Raw genomic sequence first — 19057 nt, 5'->3', positions numbered from 1 at the left:
CGGTGTAAACTTGAATTTTTCAGCCAGCCCGAGAGGGCAACATCACCTCTGGCTGACATCATTGGATATATTTTAGCAGGATACGCTGCATTCAGCCCTTATCAGCCAAGCGATAAGTCAAACGCAGATCCTGCTCAAGCACCTTCATATCAATCAGTTCCAGACGCAGCTGTTGCGACATCCGGGACAAGGGCATCATCAGCAGTGGGCGCGCATCGCTTCCGAGCAATGTCGGTGCCATATAGACCACCAGCTCATCCACCAGACCTGCCTCGACAAAAGCACCGGCCAGCGTTGCCCCGCACTCGACGAGTATTTCATTACAGTTGCGCTCGGCCACCAGTCTGCGAAGCAGTGCCGGAAGATCGATTCCGCCATTGTCAGCCGCTGGCAACTGCCAGATATCAGCGCCCGATTCCTCAAGCGCCTTTCGCAAAGCGTCATCTTCACTCAGAGTTGCGAGCAGCACCGGGCCCGGCTCAGACAAAATGCGAGCCTGAGATGGCAGACGCAACCGGGAATCCAGCACCACCCGCAGGGGCTGGCGTATATTGCCATCAGCAAACAGCTCAGCGCGCCGCACCGTCATGGCCGGATCATCCAGCAGCACCGAATCGATGCCGGTCAGAATGGCCGAACTACGCGCGCGCAGTGCCTGCACATCATTGCGTGCCGCCGGCCCCGTAATCCATTGCGACTCCCCGCTTTGCATCGCAGTTCGCCCATCCAGACTCATTGCCAGCTTGACTCTTACAAAAGGCAAGCCCGTTTCCATCCGCTTGATAAATCCCGGATTCAGCTCACGCGCCTGGGCCTCCAGCAGCCCGCAAGCAACTTCAATACCGGCTGCCTGCAATCGAGCCAAGCCGTTTCCTGCAACATCCGGATTAGGGTCGACCATCGCTGCCACAACACGCTTTACACCCGCCTTGATCAACGCATCCGCACAGGGCGGAGTTCTGCCGAAATGGCTGCAGGGCTCCAGAGTGACGTAGGCCGTGGCATCTGACGCCTGATCAGCAGCATCGCGCAGCGCCAGCACTTCAGCATGCGGTTCACCGGCTCGCTGATGATAACCTTCGCCGACAATCTGACCATCGCGCACCAGTACACAACCGACACGCGGGTTGGGATCTGTGCTGTACAATCCTTGCCAGGCCAGTGCTATAGCGCGCGCCATAAAGCTCTGATCCTGTTCGGAATAGTCAGTAGAGAGGTCGATAGGTTGGCCAATAGAGAGGCCAGCAGCATCATCTGGATCAGGTGGGGTACTCATCAGTCACCCGCCGGGTCTTTGATGTCGGTATCACCGTTTCCCTCTTTAAGAGAGAGGCGGTCGATCTCCTTGCGGAACTCATTGATATCCTGAAAGCTGCGATAGACAGACGCAAAGCGGACATAGGCGACCTGGTCGAGCTTGCGCAGCTCCTGCATCACCGCTTCACCCACCTCGCGAGAGGGCAATTCACGCTCACCGGAGGCACGCAGGCGGTGCTTGATACGCGTCAGACAGGCTTCAAACTCTTCTACGCTGACCGGACGTTTTTCCAGCGCTCGCTGGATACCGGCACGCAGTTTATCCTCATCAAAAGGCTGGCGTGTACCATCGGTCTTGACCACCTTGGGCATCAGCAGTTCGGCTGCTTCAAAGGTAGTGAAGCGTTCGTGGCAACTGATGCACTCACGACGACGCCGGATCTGCTGCCCCTCGGCAACCAGCCTGGAGTCAACGACCTTGGTTTCATGAGCGCCACAGAAAGGACAGTGCATGCCATTGCCTCAACATAAAGAGCGAAAATCTTTCCGGGCGACTGGAGGAACTCCAGCCGCCACGGATACTGGGACTACTTATAAACAGGAAAACGTGCACAGATCTCCAGCACCTGACCCTTGACGCGCTCGATGGTCTGTTCGTTCTCGATATCATCCAGTACATCACAGATCCACTCGGTCAGGCTGGCCACTTCCGCTTCTTTAAAGCCGCGACGGGTGACTGCTGGGGTACCGATACGCAAACCGGATGTCACAAAGGGTGAGCGCGGATCGTTTGGTACCGCGTTCTTGTTCACGGTGATGTTGGCGCGACCCAGAGCCGCATCCGCATCTTTACCGGTTACATTTTTGTCGATCAGATCCAGCAGGAACAGGTGATCTTTTGTGCCTCCGGAAACGATCTTGTAACCACGTGACAGGAACACTTCGACCATCGCCTGAGCATTCTTCACCACCTGCGCCTGATACGCTTTCCACTCTGGCTCCATCGCTTCCTTGAAGCAAACCGCCTTGGCCGCGATGATATGCATCAGTGGGCCACCCTGAGATTCAGGGAATACCGCAAAGTTGAGCTTTTTCTGCAGCTCTTCGTCGGCACGGGCAGACAGAATCAAGCCGCCACGCGGGCCGCCCAGAGTCTTGTGCGTGGTGGTGGTAACAACATCTGCAACAGCCATCGGTGACGGATAAACACCTGCCGCGACCAGACCCGCCACATGCGCCATATCAACAAACAGGTAAGCACCGACTTTATCAGCAATCTCACGGAAGCGTGCCCAGTCAACGATCTGAGAGTAGGCAGAGAAGCCAGCGATGATCATGCGCGGTTTGTGCTCCAGCGCCAGACGTTCCACTTCGGCGTAATCGATTTCGCCGGTTTCTGGATTCAGGCCATACTGTACTGCATTGTAGATACGACCGGAAAAGGAGACAGAAGCACCATGCGTCAGGTGGCCGCCATGGGCCAGACTCATACCCAGAATGGTGTCGCCTGGCTTGCACAAGGCCATGAACACGGCCGCGTTGGCCTGTGATCCGGAGTGTGGCTGCACGTTGGCATAGGTGGCACCGAACAGCTCCTTGGCGCGTTCAATTGCCAGATCTTCCACTACATCGACATATTCGCAGCCACCATAGTAACGCTTGCCGGGATAACCTTCTGCATACTTGTTGGTCAGTGCTGAACCCTGAGCTTCCATGACTCGGGGGCTGGTGTAGTTTTCGGATGCGATCAGTTCGATATGCTCTTCCTGACGCGCCGTTTCCGATTGCATCGCAGCCCACAGCTCCTGATCGAAGCCCGCAATTGTCATCTCTTTGTTAAACATGGCTGTCCTCTACATTGGTCGATGTGGCACAGATACTCTGTCAGTCGCCTGCAGCTGTCCCTTAAAAAGGGCGCTATTATAAACCGAAATTGCACACGAAAGCACTTGAATAGGACTCAGCACAAGCTGTTTACAGTTCATGCAGCTTCTCCGGAATACACTGCCAAAATGGCAATCATCAATCCAGACAGGTAAAATTGCGCCAACGTTTTTCGATTAACTTTTTCTGCAAATCTATTTCTGCAATTTTTCTGCAAACCAACAAGCAGGCAGTATCCATGGCTCAATATGTTTACAGTATGAACCGCGTCGGCAAGATCGTGCCGCCGAAGCGTGAAATTCTCAAGGATATCTCTCTATCCTTCTTCCCCGGCGCCAAGATAGGCGTACTGGGCCTTAACGGCTCCGGTAAGTCATCCCTGCTGCGCATCATGGCAGGTGTGGATAAAGACTACATCGGCGAAGCCCGCCCGATGCCAAACATCAAGGTCGGCTACCTGCCGCAGGAGCCGGAGCTGGATGACAGCAAGACCGTGCGCGAAGTGGTCGAAGAGTCCGTGGCCGATGTCAAGGGCGCACTGGAAGAGCTGGACGCCGTCTATGCCGCCTATGCCGACCCGGATGCCGACTTTGATGCGCTGGCCAAACGTCAGGGCGAACTGGAAAACCTGCTGCAGGCCAAAGGGGGTCATAACCTGGATAACGCGCTGGAGCGTGCCGCCGATGCGCTGCGCCTGCCGCCATGGGATGCACCAGTGAAAAACCTGTCCGGTGGTGAACGCCGCCGTGTCGCCCTGTGCCGACTGCTGTTGGATAACCCCGACATGCTGCTGCTGGATGAGCCCACCAACCATCTGGACGCCGAATCGATCGCCTGGATCGAGCGCTTCCTGCAGGAGTACCCAGGTACTGTCGTGGCGATCACCCATGACCGTTACTTCCTCGACAATGCCGCCGGCTGGATTCTGGAGCTGGATCGCGGACGCGGCATCCCCTACGAAGGCAACTACTCCTCCTGGCTGGAACAGAAGGATGCCCGCCTGGAGCAGGAAGCCAAACAGGAGGCGTCTCATCGCAAGGCCGTACAGGCCGAGCTGGAGTGGGTGCGCCAGGGTGCCAAGGGACGTCAGGCGAAATCCAAGTCACGCATCAAGCAATTTGAAGAGATGAACTCACGCGAGTTCCAGCAGCGCAACGAAACTCAGGAGATCTACATTCCACCTGGACCACGTCTGGGTGACAAAGTAATCGAACTGCACAATGTCACCAAGTCTTATGGCGACAAGCTGCTGTTTGAAGACCTCAGCCTGACCATCCCACCAGGCGCCATCGTCGGCATCATAGGTCCTAACGGCGCGGGTAAATCGACCCTGTTCCGTATGATCACCGGTGAAGAGCAGCCAGATAGCGGCGAGATCGTGATCGGCAGCACCGTCAAGCTTGCGTATGTCAATCAGAGCCGCGAGCTGGATGGCAGCAAAACCGTATTCGAGGAGATCTCGGACGGTCAGGATATGATTACAGTCGGCAGCTACACCTCGCCATCACGCGCGTATTGTGGCCGCTTCAACTTCAAGGGATCGGACCAGCAGAAGTTCGTCAAGGATCTGTCGGGTGGTGAGCGCAACCGTCTGCATATGGCCAAGCTGCTGAAAGAGGGCGGCAACGTGCTGCTGCTCGATGAGCCGACAAACGACCTGGATATCGAAACCCTGCGTGCGTTGGAGGAAGCGATCCTTGCCTTCCCGGGCTCAGCCGTGGTGATCTCGCATGACCGCTGGTTCCTTGACCGTGTCTGTACGCATATGATCGCCTACGAAGGTGACTCGAAAGTCGCCTATTTCGAAGGCAATTACACCGAGTATGCCGAAGACTATCGCAAGCGTTATGGCAAGGATCACCAGCCCGAGCGGATCAAGTATCGCCGCATGAGCTAACCCGCCACCACAAATCGATCGCGGCCGCTGTCCTTGGCTTCATACAGAGCTGCGTCAGCGCGCCCGATCAGATTTGAGTGATCTTCACCTGCCTGCCACTGCGCAACGCCAATACTGGTGGTAAACCCGACCTTATCACCACTGGGAATTCTTACCTGAGTGGCATGGCAGGCGGCAATGATCTGCTCCGCCACACTGGCAGCCTCTTCACGATCCATACCCGGTAACAGCATCAGAAACTCCTCACCGCCAAAACGGGCAGGCAGATCAACCTTGCGCCGCGCCACTTTGATCAGTATCCGCGCAAACTCCTTGAGCACGATATCTCCGGCAGCATGTCCATAGTTGTCGTTGAAGCCCTTGAACTTATCCAGATCGAACAGCAGCACCGAAAGCTTGCCACTGTTTTCCGGCAGCCGCCCTATCTCCGTATCCAATTGTTCCAGAACCAAACGCCGGTTGGCCAGACTGGTCAGCGCATCACGCGTTGCCTGACGATAAAGCCCCAACAGCATGTTGAGCTGATTCACCGCGGCCCAGCCCGCCACGACTGCCAGCACCAGCAGCAGCCACAGACTATCCACTGCCTGCACCTGACCAAACTGCCCGCGCAGCAACTGAGTGATTATTTCAACTGCTGCCACCAGCAACGTGAAGCTCAGCACATTAAGCAGCGTCAGCGGAAATACCGCCAGCATGGTGACGATCATATAGGGGAAGAACTGATACCCGGCCACGGTATACTCATGTCCATGCAGGATCAGGATCGCCGCACTCACCGAGTGAAACAACAGCAACAACAGAATGATCATGGTGATCCGCAACAGCGCCAGATGTTCGCTATAGGGGCGTTGAGTCCAGCACACCAGCGCAACAAATGCGACACTGCTGAGCAGCCGCGCAACGGCTACCTGCGACTGCACATCAACCGGCAGCAGCATATGATCAACCAGGATCCATACGCTCTGAAGCAGGGCCAGGATAAGCGCAATCACACGCGTGCGGCGATAGATATAGTGACCGCGGGTTTCCCTGAAATAGCGCGTATGCTGACGCGCGGTCAGCAACTCCATATAGGACAGCATCGTTGAATACCCTCAGTAAAGTCTTCGATCAGAGATCATGGCTCTGACTGGTTTTATCATCAGACTATTTATCATCAGACTAATAGACTAGCTGAGTATTCACCATGATCAGGCTCAATGTTCTCCACAATAGCGCCAAGCTGTACTAATATGTGATGGATAAACAGTCATTTTCAGGCCATGGCTTCTTTGATATAAGCACCTTTGACAAGAAAAGGAACAATCCGTGATCAGAGACCCTTCAGACCGTCGGCGCTTTACTCGCATTCACTTTGATGCCGAGTGTGAAGTGCATTTCAAAGGCGGAGCGCTGGTGATGCAGCTGGTGGATATCTCTCTGCGCGGCGTGCTGATGAAATCGGACAAGGTTCTGGACATTCAACTCGACGACCCGGCAGTGCTGAGCATCTATCTTGCCAATGATGTTTTGATCCGTATGCCATCACGCCTGTGCCATCTGCAACCCCCCTATTATGGATTCGACGCAGAGGAGATGGATCTGGAGAGCATCTCGCATCTGCGCCGTCTGGTGGAACTGAATCTGGGAGATGAAATGCTGCTGGAGCGAGAGCTCGAACAGATGTTCCCGCAGGAAGATGAACCTCACGAAGACCAGCCCTAGAGCTGATCCAGCGCCTCTGACAAGGTTTGCACCCCGATAATCTGGATATCACCGAGCCGTTCCTTGGGTACATTGGCTTTCGGTACAATCGCGCGCTTGAAGCCATGTTTGGCCGCCTCACGAATTCTCTCCTGCCCATTCTGCACCGGCCTGATCTCGCCCGATAGCCCCACTTCACCGAATACGATCAGATCATGCGGCAGCACCTGGTCACGAAAGCTTGACACCACCGCCAGCAGCAGCGCCAGATCGGCACTGGTTTCCAGCACCTTGACACCCCCGACAACATTGACGAACACATCCTGATCACCCGTCATCAACCCACCATGACGATGCAGCACAGCCAACAGCATCGCCAGACGGTTATGATCCAGACCTACCGCCACACGGCGTGGATTGGCCAGGTGTGACTGATCCACCAATGCCTGCAGTTCCACCAGCAACGGACGAGTCCCCTCCCAGAGTACCATCACGACACTGCCCGAGCTGGCTTCCGAGCCACGATTGAGAAATATGGAGCTGGGATTACGCACCTCTTTAAGCCCGGTTTCGAGCATCGCAAACACGCCCAGCTCGTTCACTGCACCAAAACGATTCTTATGGCTGCGCAGTGTGCGATAGCGGCTGTCGGATGATCCCTCAAGCTGCAACGAGCAGTCGATCATATGTTCCAATACTTTCGGGCCAGCCAGCGATCCATCTTTGGTCACATGCCCGACCAGAAACAGAACGGTACCTGTCTGCTTGGCAAAGCGGGTCAGAAAAGCAGCACCTTCACGCACCTGAGCCACCGAACCGGGTGCCGACTGTACATCTGCCACATGCATCACCTGGATGGAGTCGATCACCAGTACCTTCGGTTTCAAATGCTGCGCCACATCACAGATAGTCTCGACTGATGTTTCCGACAACATCTTCATATTGTCCGCTTTCAGACCCAGACGCGCAGCGCGCATGGCAACCTGCTGCAGGGACTCCTCACCCGTGACGTAGAGCACCGGCAGTGACTCCGCCAGATGACACAGCGTCTGCAGCAGCAGTGTGCTCTTGCCGGCACCGGGATGACCACCGATCAGTACAGCCGATCCGGGCACCAATCCACCACCCAGCACACGATCCAGCTCACCGGTGCCGGTAGGAATCCGGGCCGTATCCTGCAGATCCACCTCACTCAGGCTGATCACACGCTTGTGCGCTGGACCTGCATTACCGGCATAACCTTCATAACGAGCCCCCCGCGAACCAGACGCCGCCGGGAGACTCGCGAGACGCACTTCACTCAGCGTGTTCCAGGCACCACAGGCCGTACATTGCCCCTGCCACTTGCCGTATTCGGCTCCGCAATCATTACAGACATAGGCAGATTTGGCCTTGGCCATACAGAACTCCTTAAAAAATCTGTGTGATCTTCATTTACGGACTAACGGGCCAGTATATCAGCCCTTTGCCAGCATAACAGGAGCAAGAGTGAGTCGATCCTGATACACGGGATTGTGTCACAGAGGGCGGATGTGGTATCAGTTGCCATGTGTCAGACATTGCTAATAAATACAAGGAACGATCATGAAACTGGAAACCCTCGCCGTACATGCTGGCTACGCGCCTGATCCCACGACCAAGGCGGTCGCCGTACCTGTCTATCAGACGACGTCCTATGCGTTTGATAATGCCCAGCATGGCGCAGATCTGTTCGATCTCAAGGTCGCAGGTAATATCTATACCCGCATCATGAACCCGACCTCAGACGTGCTGGAACAGCGCGTCGCCGCCCTTGAAGGCGGGGTTGCCGCACTGGCGGTTGCCTCCGGCATGGCGGCAATCACTTATACCATTCAGACACTGGCAGAAGTCGGCGACAATATTATATCTGTCAGCGAGCTGTATGGCGGCACCTACAACCTGTTTGCTCATACTCTGCCACGCCAGGGAATTGAGGTACGCTTCGTCAACAAAGACGACTTTGCAGATATTGAAAGCAAGATCGACAGCCGCACCAAAGGCCTGTACTGCGAGTCGATCGGCAACCCATCCGGTGGTATCGCCGATATAGAAAAGCTGGCTGAGATTGCACACCGTCATGGTGTGCCGCTGATTGTGGATAACACCGTCCCAAGCCCCGCGTTGTGGCGTCCTATCGAACAGGGTGCCGATATCATCGTCACAGCCGCTACCAAGTATATCGGTGGACACGGTAACTCAATCGGCGGTGTGATCGTCGATGCCGGCAAGTTCCCCTGGGCCAATCACAAGGATCGCTTCCCGTTGCTGAATGAACCGGACCCCTCCTATCATGGCGTTGTTTATACTGATGCCTTCGGGCCAGCCGCCTTCATTGGGCGTGCCCGTGTTGTCCCATTGCGCAATATGGGTGCGGCGCTTTCACCGATGAATGCCTTTCTGTTGATTCAGGGCCTGGAAACCCTGCCCCTGCGTATGGAGCGTATCTGCAGCAACACACAGAAGATCGCCGAATACCTTGAACAGCATGATGCAGTAGCCTGGATCAACTATGCTGGCCTTCCTTCACACAAAGATCATGCCCTGGCTCAGAAGTATATGCAGGGACAGGCGTCAGGCATTCTCAGCTTTGGCCTAAAGGCTGGCCGCGAGGGCACACGACGCTTCTATGATTCGCTGAATATTTTCCTGCGACTGGTGAATATCGGTGACTGCAAATCCCTGGCCTCAATTCCAGCCGAAACCACGCACCGCCAGCTCAATGATGCAGAGCTGAAATCCGCCGGTGTGGCACCGGAGATGGTCAGGCTGTCAATCGGTATCGAGCATATTGATGATCTGCTGGCAGATCTCGAACAGGCGCTGAGCAAGGCCTGATATCGCAATATCAAGAACATCAGCAAGGACACAGCGGGTGCCAGTAGTAACAGGCACCCGCTCTCAATGAGGGTATTTCGAAAGACTATACGCTGCTGCGCACCTTATCCACAGCCTGCTGGTACTCTTCTTCAACTTCATCCAGCCCACTCGCACAGAAGCGCAGATCGGTCAGTAGCCCGTCTTTTAATCCGTAAATCCAACCATGCACAGTCACCTCCTGGCCCCTTGCCCAGGCTTCTCGCAACACCGTGGTGTTACAGACATTCTCTGCCTGTTCGATAACGTTCAGCTCACACATCAGATCGAACTGCTTTGATGAGTCCTGCCATTCACCAATGATGTCACGATGTTTGGCGTAGACATCCCGGATATGGCCCAGCCAGTTATCAATCAATCCATGCGGTCTGTCTTCAAGCGCTGCCCGCACGCCGCCACAGCCATAATGCCCCACTACCATGATATGTTTCACCTTCAGCACCTGTACCGCATATTGCAGGACAGACAGGCAGTTCATATCGGTATGGATCACCAGGTTGGACACGTTACGATGCACAAACAGTTCACCCGGCATCAGGTCAACTATCTCATTGGCCGGCACACGACTGTCTGAACAGCCGATCCAGAGATATTCAGGCGCCTGCTGCGACGCCAGTGTCGGGAAGAAATCAGGGTCCTGCTGAGAAATGCGGTCGGACCACTCACGGTTACTGTCAAACAGGCATTTAAGCTTTTTCATCGTGATACTTTGCGCTTAGTTCATGAACGGCATCGATAAATACACCGGCATGTTCAGGATCAACAAACTGGTGAATACCATGCCCGAGATTGAATATATGACCGTTACCCGAACCGTAGCGCGCCAGCAGGTCTGCCACTTCGGCGCGAATACGCTCAGGCGGTGCATACAGCACGCTCGGATCCATATTGCCCTGCAGAGCCACCTGGCCGCCCACCCGTCGGCGGGCATCACCGAGGTCGGTTGTCCAATCGAGACCCAGCGCATCCGCACCGGCTTCAAGCATGGTTTCGAGCCACTGGCCGCCGTTCTTGGTGAACATGATAACTGGCACACGGCGACCTTCGTGCTCGCGAATCAGGCCTGACACGATCTGACTCATATATTTGAGCGAAAACTCCCGATACATCGGGCCGCTGAGCACACCACCCCAGGTATCAAAAATCTGCACTGCCTGAGCGCCGGATCTGATCTGTTCGTTCAGGTACGCCGTCACTGTCTGCGCCAGCTTATCCAGCAGCTCATGCAGCACCTCAGGGGTGGCATACATCATCTGCTTGATATGGCGAAAATCTTTGCTTGAGCCACCTTCCACCATATAGGTGGCCAGCGTCCAGGGGCTGCCGGAAAAACCGATCAGCGGTACGCGACCACCCAGAGCCGAGCGGATCTCTGTAACCGCCGCCATGACGTAATCTAAATCACTGGCGACATCGGGAATCGGCAGCGCTGCAACATCCGCTTCAGTACGCATCACCTTACGAAAACGCGGACCTTCCCCTTCTTCAAAATAGAGCCCCAGCCCCATCGCATCAGGAATCGTCAGAATATCCGAGAAGAGTATCGCCGCATCCAGATCATAGCGCTCCAGCGGTTGCAGGGTCACTTCACAGGCCAGCTCACGATTCTTGCACAGACTCAGAAAATCACCGGCCCTGGCTCGCGTTGCTTTGTACTCGGGCAGGTAACGCCCAGCCTGACGCATCATCCATACAGGCGTGACATCAACGGGTTCACGCAGCAGGGCGCGTAAAAAACGGTCATTCTTCAACTCAGCCATCGATACTGGATCCTGTTCGGTAATATTAAATCTGCCCTATTGTACCTTTTTGCCCCTGAGAATGCTTCGCGTTGGGCGCACATTGTGTGGGGCGCATTGTCAGGGATTAGTGAGCTGGATCAATTGGTGTGTTAGTATACAGGGGTTGGTCCCGCGGGAATCAACCCCAAGCACCTTGATGACACAGAACCCGAATATAGTGATCTGTACCATGATTAAACAGGCAGAAGTGATCAGTTTACCTGAAAACGCCGAACATCATGATCACGACTATCACCAACTTGTCTTCGGTCTGGATGGTAATACCGAGTTTAACATTGCCGGAAATGCCCAACCACTGACAACCGGCAGGGGTTGCCTGCTGCCCTGTGCCACCGATCACGCCTTCTGGGGCATGGGCAAGAACCACATCGTCGTCGTCAACATGCCCACTTCCAGCAACGATAAACATCAGCAACACCGAATCGAGCAACTCTTTCGCCAATCGCAATACATCAGTTGCAGCAGCGATCTGCAGATACTGATCACGGCGCTGAGTCGGGAGATGCGTTACAGCCCGAATGACCGATTGCTGCAAACCGCCTGCAGTAACACCCTGATCTGTGCACTGCAGCGCCACATGGAGATACTGAACCGCCAGCCACTGCCGCGCTGGCAGGGGGGTATCAACATGGATATGATCGACAGCTATATCGATCTCAATATGGAACGTCGCATCAATGTGGCCGAACTCGCCGGGCTGGTCTATCTCAGCAGTAGCCAGTTTTATGAACGCTTTCGCATGCAGACAGGCGCGACACCACAGCAATATGTCCTGAAACGCCGTCTTGACGGGGTACTTCAGGCGCTTGAGCAGGGCCACCAGTCCCTGGCTCAGATCGCCTCACATTTCGGCTTTTCCAACCAGAGCGCGCTGACCCGTGCCTTCACCGCACACTTCAACATATCCCCTGCCCGCTATCGAAAAGACTGCCTCCGACCAGAGGATCAGTGCAAAACACCATAGCTTTGTGCAAGACGCTACGCATCTCTTGTCTTTAAAGTGACCCCATTGTCGATCATCAGGCCTACACTTAACCCTGATGATCTGAAACATTTGAGGGTAGTGATAATGTTCAAAGCGATCGATGTACTGGATCCAGCCTGGATCTCTCAACCTGAAGAGACACTCTGGCAGGCTATTTCTCCACTCTACAGCATTGATGAAGACATCTGGCTCAGAGAGTTGATGCCACTGGCCGAGCCACGCGCGGGCGAAGTGGAGAAGACCGAGAAACTGGCGACATCTCTGATCGAGCGAGTACGCGCCGACGGCGATGCGATCCATATGATCGATGCACTGCTGCTCGAATACAGCCTGGATACAAAAGAGGGCATTCTGCTGATGTGTCTGGCAGAAGCACTGATGCGCATACCTGATGCCGATACGGCCGACGCGCTGATCCGCGACAAACTCAGCGTTGCTGACTGGAAGAAGCATCTGCGCAACTCTGAATCACTGCTGGTGAATGCCTCCACCTGGGGCTTGCTGCTGACTGGCAAGGTCGTCACAATGGATGAGCGTGAAGACGGCTCTCCAGCCGGCATCATCAACCGCCTCGTCAATCGTATGAGCGAGCCGGTGATCCGCAACGCGATGCAGCAGGCGATGAAAGTGATGGGTCACCAGTTCGTACTGGGTCGCAACATCAATGAAGCGCTGGATCGTGGCAGCAAGTTTCGCCAGAAGGGCTACACCTACTCCTTCGATATGCTGGGCGAGGCTGCGCTGACAGCCGCTGACGCCAGCAAATACTTCAATGACTACGCACGCGCCATTGATTATGTCGGCAACTACAAGGACAAGAAGGCCAAGGGTCCTAAACCGAGCGTATCCATCAAACTGTCAGCCTTGCACCCGCGCTATGAGTTTGCGCAGGAAGAGCGCGTACTGACCGAGCTGTATGAAACCGTCATCCGTCTGGTGCGTCGTGCCCGTGCTCTGGATGTGGCCATCACAATTGATGCCGAAGAGATGGATCGTCTGGAGCTCTCGCTGCGCCTGTTCAAGAAACTTTACCAGCACGAGTCCGTTCGTGGGTGGGGTGGCTTTGGTCTGGTGGTACAGGCTTATTCCAAGCGTGCCCTGCCGGTATTGGCCTGGCTGGCAGCACTGGCAAAACAGCAGGGTGACATGATTCCACTGCGTCTGGTTAAAGGCGCCTACTGGGACAGCGAAATCAAGCTGTGCCAGCAGCGAGGCCTGTCTGGTTATCCCGTTTACACGCGTAAAGAAGCCACTGACACCGCCTATCTGGCCTGTGCCCGCTTTCTGCTCAGCGAACATCTGTGCGGCCTGATCTGGCCTCAGTTTGCAAGCCATAACGCACACACCGTTTCTGCGATCATGAACAAGGCCACCCATCGCCAGTTCGAGTTCCAACGTCTGCACGGTATGGGTGATGCCCTGTACAACAAGGTGCTGGACGAAACTGGCATATCGGTGCGTATCTATGCGCCGGTCGGTAATCACAAAGACCTGCTGCCGTATCTGGTTCGCCGCCTGCTGGAAAACGGCGCCAACAGCTCTTTCGTTCACCGTCTGGTGGATGCACGCTGCCCGATCAGTGAACTGGTACAGCACCCCTGGGAAGTACTGAACTCACGCAAGCCGCTGCACAATCCGAAGATTCCTCTGCCGATCGATATTTTCGGGGACTCACGGAAGAACTCCTTCAGCCCGAATATTGATATCGAATCCGAGTGGACTCCATTCCACGAAGCGATCAACGCGCACATCAATCGTCAGTGGCAGGGTCAGTCTCTGATCAATGGACAGCCGGTGACTGGGGCAGAACCTCACCCGGTTAAATCACCGCAGGATAACCGCATTCTGGTCGGCAGCGTCTCTTTTGCCAACAAGGCACTGGTTGAGCAGGCGATGGACGTGGCTGCGCAGGGCTATACTGAGTGGCAGCAGACACCCGTTAAAACTCGTGCCGATGCACTGCGTCGCCTGGGCGATCTGCTTGAAGAGCACCTGGCTGAATTTGTGGCGCTGTGCCATATGGAAGCGGGTAAAACCATTCAGGACAGTATTGATGAAGTGCGTGAAGCGGTCGACTTCTGCCGCTTCTATGCCAATCAGGCAGAAGAGGATTGTGGTCATCCGATCATGCTGCCAGACCTTCAGGGCACCGGCCGCAACTGGGAACGACGCGGGCGGGGTATTTTTGTCTGCATCAGCCCCTGGAACTTCCCACTGGCTATTTTCCTCGGCCAGGTGACCGCAGCGCTGGCTGCCGGTAACAGCGTCATCGCCAAACCGGCAGAGCAGACCAGCCTGATCGCCTATCGCGCTATCGAGCTGATGCTGGAAGCCGGTGTACCGGGCAGTGCTATCCAACTGCTGCCAGGTGACGGTGCCAACGTCGGTGCACCGCTGACATCCGATACCCGCATCAACGGTGTCGCTTTCACCGGCTCCACAGAAACCGCACATCTGATCAATCGCGCCCTGTCACGTCGTGATGCAGCACCGGTTCCTCTGATTGCCGAAACCGGCGGCCAGAATGCGATGATTGTGGACTCAACCGCACTGCCCGAACAGGTGGTGACGGATGCGGTGCTGTCAGGCTTTGCTTCTGCCGGACAGCGCTGCTCCGCACTGCGTGTTCTGTGCGTACAGACCGATATTGCCGATCGCATCATTGACCTTCTGAAGGGTGCCATGGCTGAGCTGAAAGTGGGTGATCCTCGCCTGCACAGCACTGATGTTGGCCCTGTGATCGATCAGGACGCGCAGCAGGGACTGCTGCAACATATCGAGAAGATGAAAGCCCAGTCCCGCCTGATCGCCCAGACAGCCTTGCCGGCAGAAGCCAGCTACGGAACTTTTGTCGCGCCGACAGCGTTCGAAATCAAATCGATCGATCAGCTTGGTCGTGAGCAGTTTGGTCCGATCATCCATCTGGTGCGTTACAAAGCCAATGAACTGGATCAGTTGATCGATACTATCAACAACTCCGGCTATGGCCTGACACTGGGTATACACAGTCGTAATGAACGCACGGCTGCGCATATTGAAGCACGCACCAAGGTCGGTAACGCCTATATCAATCGCAATCAGATCGGCGCAGTAGTCGGCGTTCAGCCATTTGGTGGACAGGGACTGTCAGGCACCGGCCCCAAAGCTGGTGGCCCTCATTATCTGCAGCGATTTACCCGTCTCATGCCTGCCCAGGAGGCCAACTGATGAACCCTTTTGCTGAACACTCTACTACTGAGCACGCTATCACCTCGGCACTGGCTGCCTGGGAAAGCTGGAACAAACTCGGCTTCAAGACTCGCAGTGAACGCCTGACTGCAGCCCTGCACAAGCTGACGCTGCCACGTGAAGCTCAAAAGCTACTGCAACTGTTGCTGGAGCGCGCCGCCCGTCTGGAAAAGGTTCAGGAGCTGCCGGGTCCTACGGGCGAATGCAATGAGCTGTATCTGAATGGCCGCGGTGTCGCCGTCGTACATGGCACGGATCAAAGCCATCAGGTTGCATTCCTGGGTCAGCTGATCACTGCACTGGTAAGCGGTAACTGCGTACTGGCCAGTCTGCCCAGCCAGACCGACTGGTGCGAGAGCATCTGCAAGCAGCTGCATGCAGCCGGTATTTCCGAGGCAGTGTTGCAGCATCATGCCGCACTGAATACCTACACTCTGTCGCAGCTCGAAGGGATAAGCCTGGTAGCACCTGTCTGCACAGAAGAGGAGTCGATATCACTGAACCGTCAACTGGCCGAACGTAATGGCCTGCTGGTTCAACTGATACCTGAAACCGATCCTGTCGGTTGCACGCAACTGCTGCAGCCGGATCACCTGCTGCGCTTTGTCACTGAGAAAACCCGCTCCATCAACACCACTGCGGTCGGTGGCAACGCCACACTTCTTGAGCTCGGCAACGGCTGAGCCTTGTCCGCCGCTCATCGTACCTGCGATGAGCGGTATCCATCCCAAGCCAACAAAAACAACATGATAGCCCGTGAGGGCTTATGATGAGGAACTGCATGTCCGAAAACATTTTTGCCGTATACGCTACCTTTCTGGCGTACCTGATTGTGATGGTTGTGATAGGTATCTATGCTTATCGACGCACCGCCAGCTCTTCAGATTATTTTCTGGGTGGCCGTTCTCTGGGTCCCTGGCCTGCGGCCCTGTCTGCCGGTGCTTCCGATATGAGTGGATGGTTACTGCTGGGTCTTCCCGGTTATGCTTATGCAGCTGGTATGGAATCACTGTGGCTCGCTGGCGGCCTGTTGCTGGGCACCTGGGCCAACTGGCAGTTTGTTGCCAAGCGCCTGCGTACCTATAGCATTGAAGCCAGTGATGCACTGACTCTGCCCGAGTTTCTGGCCAATCGTTTCCGTGATCGCAGCCGTCTGCTGCAGGTCACTTCGGCCTTTTTCGTGCTGGTATTCTTCCTCTTCTATACCAGCTCTGGGCTGGTTGCCGGAGGTAAGCTATTCGAGACAGTATTCGGTTTCGACTACACTGTCGCGGTGATTATCGGCACTGTCTGTGTTGTGTCCTACACCCTGTTTGGTGGCTTTCTGGCTGTCTCCTGGACGGATCTGGTACAGGGCTTGCTGATGGCTGCTGCGCTGATGATTGTGCCTGTCATCGTCATTCAGGCTGATGGCGGCATGGGTGCCATGTTCACCTCCATCGAGCAGATCAATCCAGAACTTTTGACGTTGTTCAACGGGACTGATGGCGAAGCGCTGAGCCTGATTGCGATCGTATCGCTTGCCGCATGGGGCCTCGGCTACTTCGGACAACCACATATCCTGGCACGTTTTGCCGCCTGTCGCAGTAACGCCGACATCTCTACAGCACGTAATATTGCTGTTGGCTGGAGTGCGCTGGCAATGGCAGGTGCTGTATTTGTTGGCCTGTCTGGCCTGGTTTATGTCAATACCCATCTCGGCGGAGAACTGGGAGATGGTGAAACCATCTTCATGGTACTGGTCAGCGCCCTGTTCCACCCGGTAATCGCAGGCATTCTGCTGGCAGCGATTCTGGCCGCCATCATGAGTACAGCCGATTCACAACTGCTGGTCTCCTCTTCAGCACTGGCTGAAGATATCTACAAACAGATCATCAACAAGAATGCATCACAGAAAGAGATCGTGATGGTTGGTCGTATTGCAGTGGTTGGCCTGTCGCTGGTCGCACTGGCACTGGCGTTCAACCCAGACAGCACGGTATTGGGCCTTGTATCCTACGCCTGGGCCGGATTCGGTGCAGCCTTCGGACCCGCCCTGGTATTCAGCCTCTACTGGAAGCGCATGAATCGTCATGGCGCACTGGCCGGTGTTGTAGTCGGAGCTGCCACTGTAGTGATCTGGAAGCCTATTACTGGCGGTATCTTCGATCTCTATGAGATCGTACCAGGCATCATCCTGGCTTCAATCGCAATTGTGCTTGTCACCCTGATGACAAAAGAGCCCGATGCTGAAGTCATGGCTCAGCATGAGCGAGTTTTAGAAGGGCTGTGATACTTCGACTGCTGAAATTCAAACATTGTTTGAATTTAGGAAAAAGTCCTATATTAACTCTCACTCGTAACAACGAAAATAGCGTCAGAGGTTGGCAAGGACGCCGATAAATCTGATGGAGTTCAGTACCTCATAAAGTCCACCCAGGGATGGGGATGGCGGTCGGCTAGGATGCCGATGACGGGGCCCATTAAGCAAGGATGCATAAGGGCCCTTTTTTTGTTTTAAGCACAGCCTTTTCCTGCCATGTACTGCCTTTTCAGCAATCTGTTAACATCCAGATAAAGTCATCCTCTGCCCTGTCGTTGATAAGCCTGCTATAGTGTGAACTGTTACAGCTTAGTTGGCATGATATGCTTATCACCATGAAAGAGATTCCTGATTTTCAATCGTTACAAACGACCTTTCCGGATATTCGTCTGGCTGTTCTATTTGGCTCCGTTGCACAGAGTCGAGCAACGCTCGACAGCGACATTGACTTCGCCGTGAAGCTCTGCCAACCCCTGACCTTGCTACAGCGTACGGCTATGATTGAAGAGATCACACTGATCACGGGCCGTCCTGTCGATTTGATTGATCTGCACACAGTCGGTCAACCACTGCTGAATCAGATTGTTACGACCGGCATTAAAGTGATGGGTACCGAAGAGGAGATGGCGAAGCTGATGTTGCAGAATGTTATCGCCAATGCTGATTTTGTGCCTCTGCAGGAGCGCATGCTGAAAGAGAGGCTAGATGCATGGATCAGCAACTGATCAGTCAGAAACTTGAATCACTGAGGCGCTGCGTACAAAGACTTGAGTCTCGCTGCCCTGCCAGCGTTGCTGAGCTTGAAGCGGATCTCGATGCCCAGGATATTCTATCACTCAACCTGACTCGTTCCGTTCAGCTCAGCGTTGATCTTGCCCTGCATTGGGCTGCATCGCACCCAGAGACCAGCGCACCCTCAACTATGGGTGAGGCCTTCAGTATGCTGTCAAATGCTGGCGTGATAGATGCTGAACTGGCCGGACGACTACGCAAGGCCGTGGGTTTCAGAAATTTGGCAGTACATGCCTACGAGACAATCAACTGGGCAATCGTCCACTCATTATGCAAAACACGTCTGGACGACTTTCGCCAGTTTGCACGCCAAATATCCAGCCGCTGAT

The 19057-nt window shown here is 55.0% G+C and carries 16 protein-coding genes; 9 read left to right on the top strand and 7 right to left on the bottom strand.

Annotated elements, in window-relative coordinates:
• Positions 1–91 precede the first annotated feature (91 nt).
• From ribD to glyA, 3 genes are all read right to left on the bottom strand, one after another.
• Positions 92–1180 carry a bifunctional diaminohydroxyphosphoribosylaminopyrimidine deaminase/5-amino-6-(5-phosphoribosylamino)uracil reductase RibD gene (ribD, locus tag ACK3CJ_RS01725; protein ID WP_409526531.1) on the bottom strand — a complete coding sequence of 363 codons (1089 nt, stop codon included), beginning with the start codon at positions 1178–1180 and terminating at the stop codon, positions 92–94.
• A 95-nt stretch (positions 1181–1275) separates the two neighbouring features.
• A complete protein-coding gene (gene nrdR / locus ACK3CJ_RS01720; protein WP_409524671.1) occupies positions 1276–1770 on the bottom strand; it encodes a transcriptional regulator NrdR in 495 nt (164 codons plus the stop codon).
• Positions 1771–1844: 74 nt separating this feature from the next.
• Complete coding sequence (gene glyA / locus ACK3CJ_RS01715; protein WP_409524670.1) at positions 1845–3101, bottom strand: serine hydroxymethyltransferase; 1257 nt, start codon at positions 3099–3101, stop codon at positions 1845–1847.
• 278 nt (positions 3102–3379) lie between these two features.
• Here glyA and ettA point away from each other — a divergent pair, with 278 nt between their 5' ends.
• A complete protein-coding gene (gene ettA, locus ACK3CJ_RS01710; protein ID WP_409524669.1) occupies positions 3380–5038 on the top strand; it encodes an energy-dependent translational throttle protein EttA in 1659 nt (552 codons plus the stop codon).
• On the opposite strand, the gene ACK3CJ_RS01705 is transcribed toward ettA, so the two are convergent.
• A complete protein-coding gene (locus tag ACK3CJ_RS01705; RefSeq protein WP_409524668.1) occupies positions 5035–6123 on the bottom strand; it encodes a GGDEF domain-containing protein in 1089 nt (362 codons plus the stop codon). The genes ettA and ACK3CJ_RS01705 overlap by 4 nt on opposite strands.
• 226 nt (positions 6124–6349) lie before the next feature.
• Between ACK3CJ_RS01705 and ACK3CJ_RS01700 the strand changes: the two genes are divergently transcribed.
• On the top strand, positions 6350–6745 hold the full coding sequence (locus ACK3CJ_RS01700) for a PilZ domain-containing protein (protein ID WP_409524667.1): 396 nt from the start codon (positions 6350–6352) through the stop codon (positions 6743–6745).
• On the opposite strand, the gene radA is transcribed toward ACK3CJ_RS01700, so the two are convergent.
• On the bottom strand, positions 6742–8124 hold the full coding sequence (radA, locus tag ACK3CJ_RS01695; protein WP_409524666.1) for a DNA repair protein RadA: 1383 nt from the start codon (positions 8122–8124) through the stop codon (positions 6742–6744). The two genes, ACK3CJ_RS01700 and radA, sit on opposite strands and share 4 nt — an antisense overlap.
• A 184-nt stretch (positions 8125–8308) precedes the next feature.
• On the opposite strand from radA, the gene ACK3CJ_RS01690 reads away from it, so the two are divergent.
• Positions 8309–9580 (top strand): O-acetylhomoserine aminocarboxypropyltransferase/cysteine synthase family protein, encoded by a 1272-nt coding sequence (locus ACK3CJ_RS01690; protein ID WP_409524665.1) that lies wholly within the window; start codon positions 8309–8311, stop codon positions 9578–9580.
• A gap of 85 nt (positions 9581–9665) precedes the next feature.
• Here ACK3CJ_RS01690 and can read toward each other — a convergent pair whose 3' ends face one another.
• Positions 9666–10319 carry a carbonate dehydratase gene (gene can / locus ACK3CJ_RS01685; RefSeq protein ID WP_409524664.1) on the bottom strand — a complete coding sequence of 218 codons (654 nt, stop codon included), beginning with the start codon at positions 10317–10319 and terminating at the stop codon, positions 9666–9668.
• Positions 10306–11379: a uroporphyrinogen decarboxylase gene (gene hemE / locus ACK3CJ_RS01680; RefSeq protein ID WP_409524663.1), complete on the bottom strand. Its 1074-nt coding sequence runs from the start codon at positions 11377–11379 to the stop codon at positions 10306–10308. Before hemE ends, can begins: the two co-directional genes overlap by 14 nt.
• A 211-nt stretch (positions 11380–11590) precedes the next feature.
• Between hemE and ACK3CJ_RS01675 the strand changes: the two genes are divergently transcribed.
• The 6 genes from ACK3CJ_RS01675 (at position 11591) to hepT (ending at position 19056) form a co-directional block, all read left to right on the top strand.
• Positions 11591–12385, top strand: a complete 795-nt coding sequence (locus tag ACK3CJ_RS01675; RefSeq protein WP_409524662.1) for an AraC family transcriptional regulator — start codon at positions 11591–11593, stop codon at positions 12383–12385.
• Positions 12386–12490: 105 nt separating this feature from the next.
• Positions 12491–15613 carry a bifunctional proline dehydrogenase/L-glutamate gamma-semialdehyde dehydrogenase PutA gene (gene putA / locus ACK3CJ_RS01670; RefSeq protein ID WP_409524661.1) on the top strand — a complete coding sequence of 1041 codons (3123 nt, stop codon included), beginning with the start codon at positions 12491–12493 and terminating at the stop codon, positions 15611–15613.
• Positions 15613–16317: a hypothetical protein gene (locus tag ACK3CJ_RS01665; RefSeq protein ID WP_409524660.1), complete on the top strand. Its 705-nt coding sequence runs from the start codon at positions 15613–15615 to the stop codon at positions 16315–16317. Before putA ends, ACK3CJ_RS01665 begins: the two co-directional genes overlap by 1 nt.
• Before the next feature lie 98 nt (positions 16318–16415).
• The gene (gene putP / locus ACK3CJ_RS01660; protein WP_409524659.1) at positions 16416–17906 is read left to right on the top strand and encodes a sodium/proline symporter PutP; all 1491 of its coding nucleotides are present in this window, start codon (positions 16416–16418) and stop codon (positions 17904–17906) included.
• 365 nt (positions 17907–18271) lie between these two features.
• Positions 18272–18661 carry a type VII toxin-antitoxin system MntA family adenylyltransferase antitoxin gene (gene mntA, locus ACK3CJ_RS01655; RefSeq protein WP_409524658.1) on the top strand — a complete coding sequence of 130 codons (390 nt, stop codon included), beginning with the start codon at positions 18272–18274 and terminating at the stop codon, positions 18659–18661.
• Positions 18646–19056, top strand: coding sequence for a type VII toxin-antitoxin system HepT family RNase toxin (hepT, locus tag ACK3CJ_RS01650; RefSeq protein ID WP_409524656.1), 411 nt, complete (start codon positions 18646–18648; stop codon positions 19054–19056). Before mntA ends, hepT begins: the two co-directional genes overlap by 16 nt.
• Position 19057: the final 1 nt, after the last annotated feature.

Source organism: Nitrincola salilacus (genome assembly GCF_046271865.1).
GTDB classification, from domain to species: domain Bacteria; phylum Pseudomonadota; class Gammaproteobacteria; order Pseudomonadales; family Balneatricaceae; genus Nitrincola; species Nitrincola salilacus.
Note: the sequence above shows the minus strand (reverse complement) of the source record. Positions and strands in the feature narration are given on the sequence as shown.